The following is a 14,676-nucleotide window of genomic DNA, read 5'->3' on the forward strand; positions in this document are numbered from 1 at the left end:
GAAGGGACTGAGTGGCCATGTCTGAAGCCCGGCTCACGAAGGCCGACGTCCGTCGTTACCGTGCAATGCTTGCGGCCGAGCGGGACGCGGCTGCGCTCTACCAGGCGTTGGCGGCGGTCGAGAGTGGGACGCGGCGGGACGCGTTCACCGAGTTGGCCGCCATCGAGGAGCGGCATGCCTCGCATTGGGAGGCGAAGCTTCGCGAGGCGGGTGCCGAGGTGCCGGTGGCCGGCCGGCCCGGGCTGCGTACCCGCCTGCTGGGCTGGCTGTCGCGCCGGGTCGGTGCCGGGCCGCTGTTGCCGTACGTCGAGCGGATGGAGCGTGCCGATGCGAACAAGTACGACGCCGACCCGCAGGCCGCGGAGGGGATGGCCGCTGAGGAACGCCGCCATGGACGACGCATCGCGCGGATGCGCTCCGGCGGTGCGGGTACGCCGACAGAGCAGATCGCGCAGCGTGAGCGATGGCACCGTGGCGATCGGTCCGGCGGTCTGCGTGCTGCCGTGTTCGGCGTCAGCGACGGGTTGGTGTCCAACGCCGCTTTGGTGATGGGTTTCGCCGGCTCAGGGGCAGGGCGATCGACGGTGCTGCTGGCCGGCGTGGCCGGTCTGCTCGCCGGGGCGTTCTCGATGGCTGCGGGAGAGTACGTGTCGATGTCCAGCCAGCGGGAGATGTTCGAGCGTGAGATCAGCCTGGAGGCGGCCGAACTCGACGAGAATCCTGAGGAGGAGCGACTCGAGTTGGCGCTGCTGTACGAGGCGAAGGGCATTCCGAAGGACGAGGCCGCCCGCTTGGCCGACCAACTGATGGCCGACCCGCCTGCGGCCCTGGACTCGCTGGTCCGTGAAGAGCTCGGTCTGGATCCCGACGCGCTCGGTAGCCCCTGGACGGCCGCCGCATCGAGCATGATCGCGTTCGCGGCCGGTGCGTTCGTCGTGGTGCTGCCGTACCTGATCGGCGGCGGAACAGCGGCGTTCGTCGCGGCGCTGGTCGCCGCCCTCGTCGCCATGTTCGCCGTCGGCGCCGGCATCGGCGTCCTCAACGGCCGCGCAGCCCTCCGTTCAGGCCTCCGCCAGGTCGTCGTCGGTGCCCTGGCCGTCGCCGTGACGTACGGCGTCGGCAGCCTGATCGGTACGACGGTCTCGTAACGGCCGGCATCACCAGGAATCCTCGTGGCGAGCGCTGTCCGGATCCGACGTGGGAAGTGTCATTCGACGACGCGGAGGGCTGCGGGGATGTCCATCCGGCGCTGGCGTCGGAGGCCGAGCAGGGGCGCGAGTGCAACGATCGAGGTGCCGAGGAGCAGGACCGCGACGATCGTCGTGGTCGAGAGAGTGGGTCGTACCAGCAGGTCCGGGGTGACCTCGCCGAAGCCGGACACGATGTACCTGAGTCCCACGTACCCGCCCGCGATCCCGGCGAGTGTGCCGAGCAGGCCGATGACCGCGTTCTCGGCGACCGCGATGCCCAGCACGACCCGTGGCGTCAGGCCGAAGGCGAACATCGTGGCATGCTCGCGGGTGCGTTCGTCCGCGGTGATGCCGGCGGTGTTGAACGCGATCAGCAGGGCGAGCAGCAGGGTGGCGACCTCGATCACGCGAAGGATGCCGGTGAACTGGGCGAGGGCGTTGTCGAGGACGTCGGCGAAGGCGGCGGCCGCATCGACGGAGGAGACTCCCGGCTGCCCGAACACCGCGCGTTCGAGGTCGGCGGCGGTCCCCGACGGCAGCACGAGGACTTGGTTGGCGGTGCCGGTCAACCCGAACCGTGCGGCACCGTCGGCGTCGAGGTAGGCGAACGTCCGCCAGGGGTCGGGGTGGAGTGCGCGGACCGGAACCCGGCTGGTGACGAGGCGGAGGCCGTCGGCGGATCGGAGCGGGTGCCGGAGCTCGACGCTGTCGCCAGGGGCCACGCCGAGGTCTTCTGCTGCCTTCTCCGACAGCACGATCCCGTTCTTCGGGCCGCGGTCGCCGAGCAGCGTCGGGGTCCAGATTCTGTTGGTGAAGTCAACGACTTGGACGATCGAATCGAGGTCGGCGCCGTGGCCGAGGAGCGTTGCCGGAACCGCCAACTGCGGCTGTGACGCCGCGACGGCGGGAGTGTCGCGGATCGCTCGCAGCGGCGCGGAGTCCAGCGCGTAGTACGTGTCGAAGGTGACGACCAGCCGGCCCGGGCTGCTGTGCCCCACCTCTTCGGCGTGCGCGTCTCCGGCAGCGCTGAACGTGTCCAGAAGACCGAGGACCGCGACCAGCGATGTCATCGCGGCGGCGACACCGAGCGCGGTGAACGCGGTACGGCGGGGTGTCCGGAGGACGTTGCGCAACGACATCGACACGTAGGTGCGACCGGGGAGCTCTGCCCTGGAAAGCAGGGTCAGGAGGCGTCCTCCGGGCAGCGCCGACGTGTACGCACCGGTGCGAATCGCCTCGACGGGACGCATCCGAACGGCTCGCATGTTAGGCACGACCGAAGCGATCACGGGGAGGAGGAGACCGAGCACGGCGGCCTGGGCGAAGCGGCCGGCCTGGAACGGGGTGACCCAGATCGGCAGCGGAAGCAGATCGGCCATGACGTTGCCCATGGCCGTGCCGATGAGCCAGCCGACGCCGATCCCGGCCACCACCCCCACGGTCGCGATCTGGACGCCGACGAGCATCGGCCGGACGGCGAGCATCCGCGGTGGCACTCCGAGCGCCATCCCGACGCCGATCTCCCGGCGCTGCGACTCGATCATCCGGCTGACCAGGTTGAAGGTGGCGAACGCCGCACCGAACAGGATCAGGAACGCGAAGACGTTCCAGGTGGTCTGGTCGTTCCTGGCGTTCTCGTACAGTGCGCGGTGGACGGGATCCTCGGCACGGGTGGTGACCGTTCCGCCGAAGGGTGCGACGGCAGCGGTCAGTTGCCGGCGTACCGCCGCGTGATCCGCGCCGGGCCTCAGCCGGACGACGAGGTCGTTCACCTGACCGCGAAGCTGGTCTCGCCGAGCACCATCCCGCTGCGGCCGGTCACCTGGAAGTACTCGGGCGTGTAACCGGTTCCGACGTACTCGAGGGTCGTGCCGGTGCCGAGCAGGAGCCTGCCGGTCGGGGGCAATCCGTGGCCGGAGGCGGACTTGGACTCGAGGACGGCGACCGCCGAGGCGGGACCGCGCGCACCGAGGCCTTGGCCGCGGTCGACGTACAAGGCGTTCACCGGCGAAGATCCCGACGGCATACCGACGACCTCACCGGGGACGAGCAGTTGGTTCGCGCCGGTCGAGGCGTCCACCAGGGTCGGCGCGATCAGGCGCTCGACCGCCGCGTCGACAGTGGACGCGTCCGGCATGCCTCCGATCGCGCGGAGCAGCGATCCCTGCGGCGCGAACGCGCCGTTCGAGAGGACCTTGGTCACTGCCGTCCGCGCGATCGGACTGCGACGGTGAACGCATGGGGCAGGACATCCCGGGCCATGCTGCCTCGGGCCGGCCTTTGGAATACCTCCCGGGGTATATAGAATGGGATTCTGAGAACACCCCCGGGGGTATCGCGACGAGCGCGTTCACCCGGGTTCGGGAGGAGAGATCATGAGCACGATCGACCTGACAGCTGCCGGCTTCGAAACGACGATCACCGAGAACGAGATCGTTCTCGTCGACTTCTGGGCGTCGTGGTGCGGGCCGTGCCGGATGTTCGCGCCGATCTTTGCGGCGGCCTCGGACCGGCACACCGATATCGTCTTCGCTAAGGTCGACACCGAGGCCGAGCAGGGATTGGCCGCGGCCGCGGGGATCACGTCGATCCCGACCCTGATGGCCTTCAAGGACGGATCGCTGGTCTTCTCGCAGCCGGGCGCGCTGCCGGCGCAGGCACTGGAGCAGGTCGTCGCCGCGGTGCGTGAGCTGGACATGGCGAAGGCTCGCCGAGAGGCGAGGAGCGCCTGATGGTCGACTACAGTCTTGCCGCGGAGGTGGCCAGGCCGTACGGCGAGACCGTCGAAGCGGTCCGCTCCGCGCTTGCTGAGCAGGGATTCGGCATTCTGACCGAGATCGACCTGCGGGCGACGCTGGCAGCGAAGCTCGGGGTCGACGTGCCTGCACAGGTCATCCTCGGAGCATGCCGGCCGCCGCTGGCGTACCAGGCGCTGCAAGTGGACCCGTCGATTGCCGTGATGCTGCCGTGCAACGTGGTTGTCCGGGCGGTCGACGAGACGACCTCGGTGGTGGAGGCCTTCAACCCTGACGTGATGCTGGAACTCGGCGATACGTCCGCGTTGCAGCCCGTCGCGCAGGATGCCAAGGATCGGCTCACCGCCGTCCTCGCCGCTGTGACCGAGGAGACGAGATGACAGCGCTCGACCCGACCGAGCTGGGTCCGGTCGTCAACCGGATCAAGCGAGCCCAGGGCCAGTTGGCCGGAGTGCTGCGGATGCTGGAGGAAGGACGCGACTGCGAGGATGTCGTCACCCAGTTGGCGGCCGTGTCCAAGGCGCTCGATCGCGCGGGTTTCGCCGTCGTGGCCGCCGGGCTCCGTCAGTGCATCGTGAACGGTGACGGCCCCGACAGCCTCGACACCAAGAAGATGGAGAAGCTCTTCCTGTCCCTGGCCTGATGCTGTTCACGGCATCGACCGCCGGCGGCTGACCTTCCGCCGTGCGCCGGTGGACAGGCGCAGCTCCTCGCGGAGCACTGGGTCCGACATGACCAAGTAGACCAGCGGGCAGTCCTGTGGGCCGGTTGCGCCTGGCACGCAAAGCGAGCAGGCGTCACCAGGGCGGATCGGGCATCTGGGCTGTGGTGCCATCAGTCGGTGCTCAGGCGGTTGATCTGTACGCCGATGACGCCGCGGACCGTGCCGGCCAGCACCTCCGCGAGGTGGCGTTCACGGTGGTCGGCCGGGCCGGTGATGGTGACGATGCCGTCCTGCACCTGAACCTGCCAGTCCGGCTCCTCAGCCTGGAGCAGCTCTGTCACCTCGGCCTGGACGCGCCGGTCGCGGGCGGCGAGCAGGTGGATCACGTCGCTGCGGCTGATCATCCCGATCACTCGGTCGTGCTCGACGACCGGCAGGCTTTTCACCATCGTCGAACGCATCAGGTCGATCGCCGCCTCCAGTTCCTCGTCGGGCTCGACCGTGACGACGAGCTGCGTCATGACCTCGCCTACCCTCCGGGGCGGCCTGGGACCGGGCAGCCGTACGACGGTGACCGGGACGCGATCGCTGAGCAGGTTCTCGTCCTCCACGAGGTCTGCTTCGCTGACGATCCCGATCGGCCTGCCATGCCGGTCGACGACCGGCATCGAGGTGATCTTCGCATCGTCCATCAGGTGAAGTGCCGACGCGATCGCGGTCGCGGGATCCAGGGTGATCGCCGGCTTGGTCATCACGTCCCGAATCAGCATCGTCCTCACCTCGTCCCTTCTTCAGCCGGTAACCCGGGCTTCGTCGCCAGCATCTCCGCGGCCCGGTCGTGCTGGTAGGGCGGGAGGTCCTGCCCGGCAGGGGGAGGACGACTCTGCCTCGTGGGTGTCCGCGGCTGCGGGATTGAGCTGATGAGAAGGGGTGATGTGATGCAGCGCTTCGTCGTCGTTGGTGTCGATGGCTCGGCCGAGAGCGAGGCGGGTCCGGTCTGCCGATCGTCGCGGCGTATTGCTGGCAGCCTCCCGATCTGCAGGATGCCGCGATCGACGACACGCACGAGTTGCTCCGCGACTGGGTGGCGGAGAGCCTGGCGCCGTATCGGCGGAAGTACCCGGGCGTCCGCGCCCGAGCGGAGGTCGTCGAAGGACGGCCCGCTGCCGCGCTCGCCACCTTGACCGACGGGGCGTCGCTGGCCGTCGTCGGCTCCCGCGGTCGCGGCGGCGTACGCGGTCTGCTGCTCGGTTCCGTCAGCCAGAGTCTTCTCCACCGCGCCGCCTGCCCGGTGGTAGTCGTCCGCAGCAGTGGCGCGTGACCGTGGCAACCACAAGCGATCAGCGACCCAGCAACTTGCTGAGCCAATTATCTCCGCTGCGCTCGGCCTTCGGGTGGCCGGGGCACCACTGGTCGGCGGGGAACATCGCCTTGACCTGGGCGACGTGTTGGCCGCAGCCTGCCCAGGTGGTTTTGGTGCAGGTCTTGCAGGTGACGGGTCGGCACATTGTGGTTCTCCTTGAGGTGAGTGGAATCAGAGCAGGGCCGGCACTGACCGGACCGCTGTGTAGGCCGCGACGCCGAGCACCAGCACGGTGAACGCGGCCGACAGATGAGCGCTCTTGACGCGGGTGGCAACGCGAGCGCCGGCGACGGCGGCAAGGGCGGAGACGATGGTGAGCATGAGTACGGCGTTCCACGCGGGGCTCGCGCCGGATCCCGCGCGGACCGCCAGTGCAGCCGTACTCGTGATGGTGATGACGACGAGCGAGGTCCCTGTCGCGTACCTGATCGGCAGTGCCAAGGCGAGGATCAGTGAGGGTACGACGAGGAAGCCTCCGCCGACGCCGAGGAAACCGGTCAGCAGACCGACGACGGTGGCCGTGACGAGTACCTTGAGCGCACGAGGGCAGGCGCAGGCGAAGGCCGGTGTGAAGGTGATGATCGGATCGTCCAGCGCCGGCCGGTCGGCGAGCCGCCGTGGGTGCCGCAGCTGGCGCCAGGCCATCAAGCCTCCGACCACGACCATGAGCAGCGCGAAGGCACCCATCAGTACCGTGTCCGGGACCAGGGTCGATACCCGGCCGCCGACCACGGCGCCGCCGATCGCGGTGACGCCGAACGCGACGCCACGCCCGACCAGGACATTGCCTGCTCGGTAGGCGGTAACCGCGCCGATCACCGACGTCACGCCGACCACGACCAGCGACCCGGTGGTCGCCTGCGCGGCCGACTGGCCGAGCAGGTAGACGAGCACCGGTACGGCCAGGATCGAGCCGCCGCCACCGAGTGCGCCCAGGCTGAGCCCGATGAGCGACCCGGCGACGACGGCGAGGATGATCAGCACGGTACGGTCAGGCCTCGGTGCCGACGAGCTGCAGGCCGGCCTTGGCCGCGTTCTCGAACTGGTCGTCGACGGCGACGAGTTTGCGTCCGGCGGCGTCGAGGATCGAGGCGGCGATGGAGGCGCGGTAGCCGGCGGCGCAGTGCACCCACACTTCGCCGGGCGGGACCTCGGCGAGTCGCCGTACGAGTTCGTGGATGGGGATGTTGACCGCGTCGTGGATTCGGGAGGCGTGGTGTTCCTCGGCGCGGCGGACGTCGAGGACGACGACGTCGCGGTGGTGGCGGACCTGCTCGAGGTCGGCGAAGGTGGCCGTCGGGAACGACACCGGGGCGTCGAGACTCCAGTCCTGCGGACCGCCGGTCGCATGTGCCGCGGGGCGGTCGATTCCGATGCGGACGAGTTCGCGCTGCGCCTGTGTGACGTCGGCCACGGTCTCCCCGAGCAAGGTCAGTGGGGTTCCCCACTCGATCAGCCAGCCCAGGTACGTCGAGAACGCTCCATCGAGCCCGAAGTTCACGGTGCCGCGCGCATGCCCGGCCGCGAACGCCGTGCGGGTCCGTAGGTCGACGACCCATTCGCCTGCTTCGATCCGGCGCCGCAGTTCGGCGGCGTCGGCTTGCTCGGGCAGGGAGAGATCGGGTGCGCCGGGGCCGGCGGCGTTGGCTGGTGCCATGTGCGCGTAGTACGCGGGCCAGGCGCCGAGCCCGGCCAGGAGGTTGCGAACGTAGTCCTCCTCGTTCTGCGTCAGGACGGGGTTCGCGACCCGCTCCTGGCCGATGGTGGAGGCGGTGGCCTCGGACTGGGTCGCGGAGCAGAACGAACCGAAGCCGTGGGTGGGATACACGCCGGTCGCGTCGGGCAGGTCGCCGGCGAGCCGGTGCGCCGAGGCGTGCTGGTGACGCGCCAGGGCGTCGGTGTGTTCCGGGCCGAGTAGGTCGGGCCGCCCCGTCGCGCCGTAGAGCAGTGAGCCGCCGGTGAACACCGCGATCGGCTCGCCGGCATCGGTCAGCGCGTATGACATGTGTGTGAAGGTGTGTCCCGGCGTGTGGATCGCCCGCACCCGCATCCGGGTGCCGATGTCGATCGTGTCGCCGTCGTGGATCGGGGTGCGGTCGAAGCTGACCTGGTCGTCGGCGTTGACCAGGTACGTCGCCCCGGTGGCCTGGGCCAGCGCGAAGCCGCCGGTGACGTAGTCGTTGTGGATATGGGTCTCGAAGATGTGCGTCAGGCGGACGTCGTCGGCCCGGACCAGGTCGAGGACGCGGTCGATGTCGCGTTGCGGATCGACGACGAAGGCCACCGTGCCGTCGTGGACGAGATAGCTGCGGTCGCCGAGTGAGGGGGTGTCGATGGTGTGGACGGTCAGGCGGGTGCGGTGGTTGCTCATCGGATTCTCACTGGTGGATCGGGCGCCCGGACCGGGCCCAGGCGCTGGTTCCGCCGGCGACGTTGTGAGCGTCGAATCCGGCCGAGATCAGCAGACTGGTCATCGCCGATGACCGGTTGCCGGTGGCGCAGACGACGTACACCGGTGCCGATCGGTCGAGCTCGTCGAGGCGGCCGGTCAGGCGGCCCATGGGGATGTTCACCGCGCCGGGGACATGGCCGGCGGCGTACTCGCGGGGCTCACGAACGTCCAGCACGGTCACGCCGGAGTCCAGGACGACGGCGAGTTGATCGGTGTCGATCTCTGGCATCAAGAGTCCTTTCTTTGTCGTTGTATCCCCCCGGGGGGATATGCTGAAACAGTAACATATCCCCCCAGGGGGATATGATCGGAGTGTTCGGACGAATGGAGAAGGAGCAGTGATGGAACTCGAGCCCGCTGAGATCAAGCCGGTCGTGACCCGGATGAAACGCGCTCACGGACACCTGGGCAGCGTGATCCGGATGATGGAGGAAGGGTCTGACTGCGAGTCGGTCCTCACCCAGCTCGCCGCGGTCAACAAGGCGCTGGCCCGTGCCGGCTACGCCATCGTCGCCACGGGGCTGCAGCAGTGCCTGACCGATGAGGACAGTGACGTCGACGTGGCGAAGATGGAGAAGCTCTTCCTGTCCCTGGCCTGACACTTCAAGGACCTGCGGCCCACGGGTTGCGGGCCGATCGCCTCTCCCTCCGCTGGGCCTGCCGCGGCTCAATGACTGTGACGGTTGGTTGATCGAGGAGGCTGGAGATGCGTCGGAAGGTCCTGGTGCTGGGCGCCAATTTCGGTGGGATGACCGCGGCGCTGGCGGTCAAGCACGAGCTCGAGGGCGACGTGGACGTGACGGTCGTGTCCGCGAGCGACCACTTCCTCTTCAATCCCAGCCTGATCTGGCTTCCGTTCGGCAAACGGGACGAGGCGGACATCACGTTCCCGGTGGCGCCGACGCTGGATGCGCACGGCATCGAGTTCGTCCATGCGGCCGCGACCGCGGTCGACCCGGTGGCCAAGCAGGTCACGATCGACGACGGCCGGCAGTTCGGCTACGACTATCTGGTCATCGCGACCGGTTACCGCAACAAGGACGACGTCGTTCCCGGGTTCAAGGAGAACGCGAACACGATCACCACTCTCCGGGAGGCCGAACGGACCGCTGTCGCCTGGCGCCGGTTCCTCGATGACCCCGGCGACGTGGTCGTCGCGGCCACGCAGGGTGCGGGCTGCTTCGGGGCGGCGTACGAGTTCCTGTTCAACACTGCGTACCAGTTGCGGAAGGCCGGTCTGCAGAAGAAGGTGAAGCTCACCTACGTCACGGCGGAGCCGTTCCTCGGGCACTTCGGGATCGGCGGGCTGCCGCACGGCGAGCAGCTGCTGGGGATGTTCCTGAAGAAGGAAGGGATCGAGGCACGCATCTCGGTCGGTATCGACCACGTCGACGACGGCGCGCTCGTGCTGGCGGACGGCGAGACGGTGCCGTTCTCGTTCGGCATGGTGATCCCGCCGTTCCTCGGGCAGCGCTTCCTGAAGGACTCGAACGGGCTGGCCGACGAGAAGGGGTACGTCGTGGTGCGGGACACGTACCAGAGCGAGAAGCACGACGACGTGTACGCGGTCGGCGTGGCGGCCGCGGTCGACGTACCGTGGCAGACGCCGACGCCGGTCGGGATCCCGAAGACGGGCTTCCCGACCGAGGTGATGGCGCACACCGCGGCTGCGAACATCGCCGCGCAGATCCGCGGTGAGGAGCCGGTGAACACGAAGTCGTTCGGCGACATCAAGGCGGTCTGCGTGATGGATGCCGGGAACAACGGTGTCATCATCCTGGCCGACAAGATGCTGCCGCCGCGCAAGCACGGCGTACTCATCCCCGGTCCGCAGGCCCATCTGATGAAGCTGGGCTTCGAGAAGTACTTCCTGTGGAAGATGCGCCACGGGTACGTGCAACTGCCGTGAACCTCACCCTGCCAGCGTGATCGAGATCTCCGGCGGGGTGGTGATCGAGTTGTGGACGGTGCAGTGGTTGACGACGGCCAGCAGGGCGTCGCGCCGCGCGGGCGGGAGGTCGGCCGCGAGCTTGACGGTGACGTCGATCCGGTCGACCCGCGCCGGCTTCTGCGCCAGTGCGAAGCTGGTCTCGACGCTGAGGCCGGTGGTGTCGAGGTTGTGCCGGTGCAGATAGCGTCGGGCGTAGAACGCGACGCATGCGGCGAGGGACGCGACGAAGAGTTCCGTCGGCGTGGGGGCGGTGTCTTCGCCGCCGGCGTCCTTCGGCTGATCGACGGCGAGCGTGTGCTCGCGGATCTGGATGCCGAAACGGTCGCCGTCCAGATGGCCGACCCGGATCGTCGTGGTGCCGTTCGGCTCGGTGGCCGGCGGCGTAGTTCGGCGCAGCCAACGGAAGTGCTCCTGGTTTCCCAGCAGGTCGAGGCGGTGCCAGAGCACACTCGTGGGGACGGCCTGCGAGGCGTGCGCGAGGCTTGCGATGCGCTGGTTCTCCCGGTCGACCGGAACCACCAGGTCGATGTCTCGCGAGTCGTGCCCGGCGAAGGCCGTCCAGAATTTCCGGTTCAACCGGTCGGCGACCAGGCGCGGGATCGTCCAGCCGAGTACGGGCAGGTCCACGCAGCGAGCAGCTGCCAGCGCGGCGGCGGTGGCGGCTGAGTGGTCGGCGTGCCCGCTCACCCCGGACGGGTCGAAGACGAGCAGGCCGTCTGCGCTCGACGCTCTGATCTGGGCGAGTATGTCGCTCTTCAGCGTGTTCAGGTCGACGGTGGCCAAGGCGCCGTCGGGATGATCGAGCAGGACGGCCGAGTCGACGCCCAGTGCGCCGGCTGCGATCTGCAGCTCCTTGGCACGAAGTACGCCGAGGTCGCCGGCAGGTCCGAGCGTCGAAACCTCCCCGTGCGTCAGGCACAGCACCGAGACGTCGCTGCCGGCCCGTGCGAAGGCGTCCAGTGCCGCGCCGAGCCCGAACGATTCGTCGTCGGGATGCGCGACAACCGCCAGCACGGACGACCACCGAGGCAAGGTGCTCGTCACGTCAATGGTTGATCGGACTCGAGTCATCGTGCACCTCCGGACCGTCGGCGGGCTCGCCACGAACGCCGCACCGTACGTCGATCGTCCGTCCGGCGTACCGCCGACCGAACGGACGAAGGTCCCGACCTCCGTCCGCAGACGTCCCTCTGCTCCCGACCGATGTCGGCCAAGGTCTCAGACGCGGACGCGTTCAAGGTGCCTGGGTGTCACCGCGGTCCACTCGAGTTCGTCGTGGATCCGCCCGGCCAGTACGGCGCGAGCGTGGTCCTCGCCGTGGACGACGTACACGGTCTCGGGAGCGCTCGGCGCCGCCGACAGCCAGCCGATGAGTTCGTCGGAGTCGGCGTGGGCGGAGAACTCGGAGAGCCCGACAACCTGCGCGCGGACCGGTACGTAGCGGCCGTGGATCTTGAGCGCGCGGGCGCCGTCCAGCAGCGCGCGGCCGCGGGTGCCGGGAACCTGGAAGCCCGGGAGTACGACGGTGTTGCGCCTCCCGGGGAGCAGACGCGCCAGGTGGTACAGGACCCGTCCTCCGGTCGCCATGCCGGACGCCGAGATCACGACCGACGGGCGGCCCGGGTCGCTGATCCGCATGGACTCCTCGACGGAGTGGACCAGGCGCAGCGTCCCGGGGTCGAACGGGTCCGGCCCGCCGAGGATCCCGGGGCGGAGCTCGGGCGACTTGTTCGCGACCGCTGCGCGGTAGACGTCGAGAGCGGCCAATGCCATCGGGCTGTTGACGTACACCGGCAGGTGGGGGATGAGACCGTCGCGCATCAGGCCGGCGAGTTCGTGCAGCAGGATCGCAGTGCGGTCGATCGCGAAGGCCGGCATCAGGACGACACCCCCGCGTGCCGCGGTGGTGGAGATCAGGTGGGCGAGCTGGGCGTGGTCGAGCGCGTCGTGGTGGCGGTCGCCGTACGTCGCCTCGATCAGGACCGTGTCGACGGCCGGTGGTGGCTCGGGCGGGCGGAGCAGCGGATGCTCTTGCCGGCCGAGATCCCCGCTCACCAGCAGTCTTCGCCCGTCGAACTCGAGCTCCGCGAAGGCCGAGCCGAGGATGTGGCCGGCCCGGTGCAGTCGTACGGAGGTGCCGGCCAGGTGGACGCCGTCGGTCGTGGGGCGGAAGAGCCGGATCGCCCGTTCGGCGTCCTCGGAGTCGAAGAGCGGTTGCGGTGGATCGTGCTTGGAGTAGCCGCCGGCGCGGGCGTGCTGAGCGTCCTCCATCTGGAGACGGGCGGCGTCACGGAGCACGATCGCGGCGACGTCCGCCGTACCGGGCGTGCAGATCACCGGTCCGTGGAAGCCTTGCCGGACGAGGCTCGGCAGATAGCCGCAGTGGTCGAGGTGCGCGTGGGTGAGTACGACGGCGTCCAGCGATGCCGGGTCGATCGGGAACGGGTCCCAGTTGCGACGTCGCCATCGCGCCTCGCCCTGGAACAGGCCGCAGTCGATCAGGATCCGCTCGTCGCCGTGTTCCAGCAGGAACTTGCTGCCGGTCACCGTGCCGGCCGCGCCGAGGAACGTGAGCGCGGTCATGTCCACTCCTCTCATGCCGGTGTCGTCAGGTTCGCCGGTGGGAGGAGGCGGAGGCAGCGGGCGAGAGTCCCGAGCTTCGGGGCCGTTCGGCCTTCAGCCCGACATCGAGGTGGAGCGGAAGCTGCTGCGGTCGCACCCCGTGGCCGTGCTGCTGGAGACTGCCGAGTCGGCGGGAGCCCAGCTGGTCGTGACCGGCGGCCGTCGGCACCGACTGCCCGGCGTAGTCGTCGGGTCGGTGGCCCGCGGCGTCCTGCATCACGCGACGATTCCGGTCGCGATCTTCCACGATCACTAGAGCGGCGCGCTCGGCCGCAAGGGCGCTACGACACCCGCTACGGCTTGAGGCGCTGCTCGAAGAACGTCAGTACGCGATCCACGGCTTCCTGCTGGCGATGCTCGGTCAGTGTGGCGTGTCTGCGGCCGGGGAACTCGACGGCGATGAACTTGTCGCCGAGCTCACGGCGAAGGGTGTCGAAGCGTGTCCCGACCGCAGGATCACCCGCATAGCGCAGGCCGAGCACCGGACAGCCGGCGGCGACCTTGGCCTTGACAGCGCCGAGGTCTCCCGGGCTCAGTCCGAGGTCGGCCTTCCGCGCTTGTCCCACCGGGGCCGGCGAGGCCGGCTGAGCGAGCACAGGCGCGACGACGGGTGCGTCGGCCAGCATCGCGAGCGCGAAGCCTCCGGTCAGGCACATGCCCACGGCCCCCACCCCGGATCCGCCCAGCTCAGTGTGGAGATCGCGCGCCAGGGACCGCAACCACGTCGCCACCGGGCTGGTACGACCGAGCGCGAACAGGCTGAACTCCCGACTGACGCACACCTGAGCGATGCTCCGCACGGACTCCCGGACGGTCGCCCCGGCCCCGGGGTGCCCGAACAACGAAGGCATCACCACCGTGAAGCCACGCCCGACCACGTCCTCGGCGAACGCGATGACCGCTGGTGTGATCCCCGGGATCTCGTGGATCACGATCACCCCCGGACCGGCGCCCTTGCGAAAGGTCGGATGCGTCGTGCCGCCGGCGGTGTAGCTCCCCGGCGTCCAGGAGTCGAGTCGTCCCATACCTGCACAGGCTACGGCCGACTTGGCGGGAACGTCAGCTGCTCCTGATCGGGCTCCGCCAGTGGGATGTCGGCAGGACCCAAGGTCCCGGCCTGTCGAGGGGATTGCCGCTCCAGCCGCCGGGTGCCGACCGAACCTCACCGGCTGCTCGGCACCCTGCATCGCGCGTGTCGGCGTCTTCCACCTCGTGACTGCGGTCATCCGCGGTAGGCGGATCCGCACGCCGAGCCGGCCAGCAGGTCGGCGCGGACATCGCGGTCGGCGAGAAGGTCGAGCAGATCGTCGCGGCTGAGCGTTCCGACCACTCGATCCTTGTCGACGACCGGCAGCAAAGCCGCTGTGGTCGACCGGATCAGGTCGATGGGCACCGCGATCTCGTCGTCGCACCGTACGCAGGCGGTACGGCGGACCCGGACCTCACCGACGCGGTGGGCCGGCGCCACGCCCTGGTCGGCACCCTGCTCGGCTTCGTGCGTGAGCAAGTCGCTCAGTTCGACGGTACCGACGAGTGCCCGGGAGTCGTCGACGACGACGATCGACGTCAGCTGTTCAGCGCCCATCAGCCGCGATGCCGCGCCGATCGAGGTCTCCGCGGTCACGGTCGTCGCCGGTGTGGTCATCACGTCCCGGACCCGCATCGTCCGCACCTCGCT

18 protein-coding genes and 1 pseudogene are annotated in these 14,676 nt (G+C 69.3%); 8 read left to right on the top strand and 11 right to left on the bottom strand.

What is annotated here, in order from left to right:
- Positions 1-17 precede the first annotated feature (17 nt).
- Positions 18-1,148: a VIT1/CCC1 transporter family protein gene (locus AB0I12_RS00895; protein WP_359922652.1), complete on the top strand. Its 1,131-nt coding sequence runs from the start codon at positions 18-20 to the stop codon at positions 1,146-1,148.
- A gap of 59 nt (positions 1,149-1,207) precedes the next feature.
- Here the strand turns inward: AB0I12_RS00895 and AB0I12_RS00900 are convergent, their stop codons facing one another.
- Together AB0I12_RS00900 and AB0I12_RS00905 are read right to left on the bottom strand one after the other, a co-directional pair.
- Positions 1,208-2,962: an FtsX-like permease family protein gene (locus AB0I12_RS00900; protein ID WP_359922654.1), complete on the bottom strand. Its 1,755-nt coding sequence runs from the start codon at positions 2,960-2,962 to the stop codon at positions 1,208-1,210.
- Positions 2,959-3,393: a hypothetical protein gene (locus AB0I12_RS00905; RefSeq protein ID WP_359922656.1), complete on the bottom strand. Its 435-nt coding sequence runs from the start codon at positions 3,391-3,393 to the stop codon at positions 2,959-2,961. Before AB0I12_RS00905 ends, AB0I12_RS00900 begins: the two co-directional genes overlap by 4 nt.
- Positions 3,394-3,565: 172 nt before the next feature.
- On the opposite strand from AB0I12_RS00905, the gene trxA reads away from it, so the two are divergent.
- Genes trxA through AB0I12_RS00920 form a run of 3 tightly spaced genes read left to right on the top strand, consistent with a single transcriptional unit; the run spans position 3,566 to position 4,589 of the window.
- Positions 3,566-3,922, top strand: a complete 357-nt coding sequence (gene trxA / locus AB0I12_RS00910) for a thioredoxin (RefSeq protein ID WP_359922658.1) — start codon at positions 3,566-3,568, stop codon at positions 3,920-3,922.
- Positions 3,922-4,326: a DUF302 domain-containing protein gene (locus AB0I12_RS00915; protein ID WP_359922659.1), complete on the top strand. Its 405-nt coding sequence runs from the start codon at positions 3,922-3,924 to the stop codon at positions 4,324-4,326. Before trxA ends, AB0I12_RS00915 begins: the two co-directional genes overlap by 1 nt.
- A complete protein-coding gene (locus AB0I12_RS00920; protein WP_359922661.1) occupies positions 4,323-4,589 on the top strand; it encodes a metal-sensitive transcriptional regulator in 267 nt (88 codons plus the stop codon). Before AB0I12_RS00915 ends, AB0I12_RS00920 begins: the two co-directional genes overlap by 4 nt.
- 6 nt (positions 4,590-4,595) lie before the next feature.
- Here AB0I12_RS00920 and AB0I12_RS00925 read toward each other — a convergent pair whose 3' ends face one another.
- Together AB0I12_RS00925 and AB0I12_RS00930 are read right to left on the bottom strand one after the other, a co-directional pair.
- The gene (locus AB0I12_RS00925) at positions 4,596-4,781 is read right to left on the bottom strand and encodes a DUF6767 domain-containing protein (protein ID WP_359922663.1); all 186 of its coding nucleotides are present in this window, start codon (positions 4,779-4,781) and stop codon (positions 4,596-4,598) included.
- Positions 4,781-5,380, bottom strand: coding sequence for a CBS domain-containing protein (locus AB0I12_RS00930; RefSeq protein ID WP_359922665.1), 600 nt, complete (start codon positions 5,378-5,380; stop codon positions 4,781-4,783). Before AB0I12_RS00930 ends, AB0I12_RS00925 begins: the two co-directional genes overlap by 1 nt.
- A 206-nt stretch (positions 5,381-5,586) precedes the next feature.
- Here AB0I12_RS00930 and AB0I12_RS00935 point away from each other — a divergent pair.
- Positions 5,587-5,931: pseudogene (locus tag AB0I12_RS00935) on the top strand (universal stress protein); the annotation flags it as partial.
- A 213-nt stretch (positions 5,932-6,144) separates the two neighbouring features.
- On the opposite strand, the gene AB0I12_RS00940 reads toward AB0I12_RS00935, so the two are convergent.
- Genes AB0I12_RS00940 through AB0I12_RS00950 form a run of 3 tightly spaced genes read right to left on the bottom strand, consistent with a single transcriptional unit; the run spans position 6,145 to position 8,654 of the window.
- A complete protein-coding gene (locus AB0I12_RS00940; RefSeq protein ID WP_359922667.1) occupies positions 6,145-6,957 on the bottom strand; it encodes a sulfite exporter TauE/SafE family protein in 813 nt (270 codons plus the stop codon).
- A gap of 7 nt (positions 6,958-6,964) precedes the next feature.
- Positions 6,965-8,344 (bottom strand): MBL fold metallo-hydrolase, encoded by a 1,380-nt coding sequence (locus tag AB0I12_RS00945; RefSeq protein WP_359922670.1) that lies wholly within the window; start codon positions 8,342-8,344, stop codon positions 6,965-6,967.
- 7 nt (positions 8,345-8,351) lie between these two features.
- Positions 8,352-8,654, bottom strand: a complete 303-nt coding sequence (locus tag AB0I12_RS00950) for a rhodanese-like domain-containing protein (protein WP_359922673.1) — start codon at positions 8,652-8,654, stop codon at positions 8,352-8,354.
- A 112-nt stretch (positions 8,655-8,766) separates the two neighbouring features.
- Here AB0I12_RS00950 and AB0I12_RS00955 point away from each other — a divergent pair, with 112 nt between their 5' ends.
- Entirely contained in the window at positions 8,767-9,024 is a 258-nt protein-coding gene (locus AB0I12_RS00955) for a metal-sensitive transcriptional regulator (protein WP_359922676.1), read from the top strand.
- Between the two features lie 107 nt (positions 9,025-9,131).
- Complete coding sequence (locus AB0I12_RS00960) at positions 9,132-10,334, top strand: FAD-dependent oxidoreductase (RefSeq protein ID WP_359922678.1); 1,203 nt, start codon at positions 9,132-9,134, stop codon at positions 10,332-10,334.
- A gap of 3 nt (positions 10,335-10,337) precedes the next feature.
- Here AB0I12_RS00960 and AB0I12_RS00965 read toward each other — a convergent pair whose 3' ends face one another.
- The gene (locus tag AB0I12_RS00965) at positions 10,338-11,390 is read right to left on the bottom strand and encodes a PIG-L family deacetylase (protein WP_359922681.1); all 1,053 of its coding nucleotides are present in this window, start codon (positions 11,388-11,390) and stop codon (positions 10,338-10,340) included.
- A gap of 204 nt (positions 11,391-11,594) precedes the next feature.
- Positions 11,595-12,959: an MBL fold metallo-hydrolase gene (locus AB0I12_RS00970; RefSeq protein WP_359922684.1), complete on the bottom strand. Its 1,365-nt coding sequence runs from the start codon at positions 12,957-12,959 to the stop codon at positions 11,595-11,597.
- A 37-nt stretch (positions 12,960-12,996) separates the two neighbouring features.
- Here AB0I12_RS00970 and AB0I12_RS00975 point away from each other — a divergent pair, with 37 nt between their 5' ends.
- Entirely contained in the window at positions 12,997-13,254 is a 258-nt protein-coding gene (locus tag AB0I12_RS00975; protein WP_359922687.1) for a universal stress protein, read from the top strand.
- Between the two features lie 37 nt (positions 13,255-13,291).
- Here the strand turns inward: AB0I12_RS00975 and AB0I12_RS00980 are convergent, their stop codons facing one another.
- Together AB0I12_RS00980 and AB0I12_RS00985 are read right to left on the bottom strand one after the other, a co-directional pair.
- A complete protein-coding gene (locus AB0I12_RS00980; protein WP_359922690.1) occupies positions 13,292-14,023 on the bottom strand; it encodes a dienelactone hydrolase family protein in 732 nt (243 codons plus the stop codon).
- 197 nt (positions 14,024-14,220) lie between these two features.
- Positions 14,221-14,661, bottom strand: a complete 441-nt coding sequence (locus tag AB0I12_RS00985) for a CBS domain-containing protein (protein ID WP_359922692.1) — start codon at positions 14,659-14,661, stop codon at positions 14,221-14,223.
- Between the last annotated feature and the right edge of the window lie 15 nt (positions 14,662-14,676).

The sequence above is a fragment of the Kribbella sp. NPDC050459 genome (genome assembly GCF_040655315.1).
In the GTDB taxonomy this organism is placed as follows: Bacteria; Actinomycetota; Actinomycetes; order Propionibacteriales; family Kribbellaceae; genus Kribbella.

Bases quoted from the DNA above. Each gene is read 5' to 3' on its own strand.
- AB0I12_RS00945 (WP_359922670.1), bottom strand. From the start codon at position 8,344: ATGAGCAACCACCGCACCCGCCTGACCGTCCACACCATCGACACCCCC.
- AB0I12_RS00920 (WP_359922661.1), top strand. From the start codon at position 4,323: ATGACAGCGCTCGACCCGACCGAGCTGGGTCCGGTCGTCAACCGGATC.
- AB0I12_RS00970 (WP_359922684.1), bottom strand. From the start codon at position 12,959: ATGACCGCGCTCACGTTCCTCGGCGCGGCCGGCACGGTGACCGGCAGC.
- AB0I12_RS00955 (WP_359922676.1), top strand. From the start codon at position 8,767: ATGGAACTCGAGCCCGCTGAGATCAAGCCGGTCGTGACCCGGATGAAA.
- AB0I12_RS00915 (WP_359922659.1), top strand. From the start codon at position 3,922: ATGGTCGACTACAGTCTTGCCGCGGAGGTGGCCAGGCCGTACGGCGAG.
- trxA (WP_359922658.1), top strand. From the start codon at position 3,566: ATGAGCACGATCGACCTGACAGCTGCCGGCTTCGAAACGACGATCACC.
- AB0I12_RS00985 (WP_359922692.1), bottom strand. From the start codon at position 14,661: ATGCGGGTCCGGGACGTGATGACCACACCGGCGACGACCGTGACCGCG.
- AB0I12_RS00895 (WP_359922652.1), top strand. From the start codon at position 18: ATGTCTGAAGCCCGGCTCACGAAGGCCGACGTCCGTCGTTACCGTGCA.
- AB0I12_RS00950 (WP_359922673.1), bottom strand. From the start codon at position 8,654: ATGCCAGAGATCGACACCGATCAACTCGCCGTCGTCCTGGACTCCGGC.
- AB0I12_RS00980 (WP_359922690.1), bottom strand. From the start codon at position 14,023: ATGGGACGACTCGACTCCTGGACGCCGGGGAGCTACACCGCCGGCGGC.
- AB0I12_RS00930 (WP_359922665.1), bottom strand. From the start codon at position 5,380: ATGCTGATTCGGGACGTGATGACCAAGCCGGCGATCACCCTGGATCCC.
- AB0I12_RS00960 (WP_359922678.1), top strand. From the start codon at position 9,132: ATGCGTCGGAAGGTCCTGGTGCTGGGCGCCAATTTCGGTGGGATGACC.
- AB0I12_RS00925 (WP_359922663.1), bottom strand. From the start codon at position 4,781: ATGGCACCACAGCCCAGATGCCCGATCCGCCCTGGTGACGCCTGCTCG.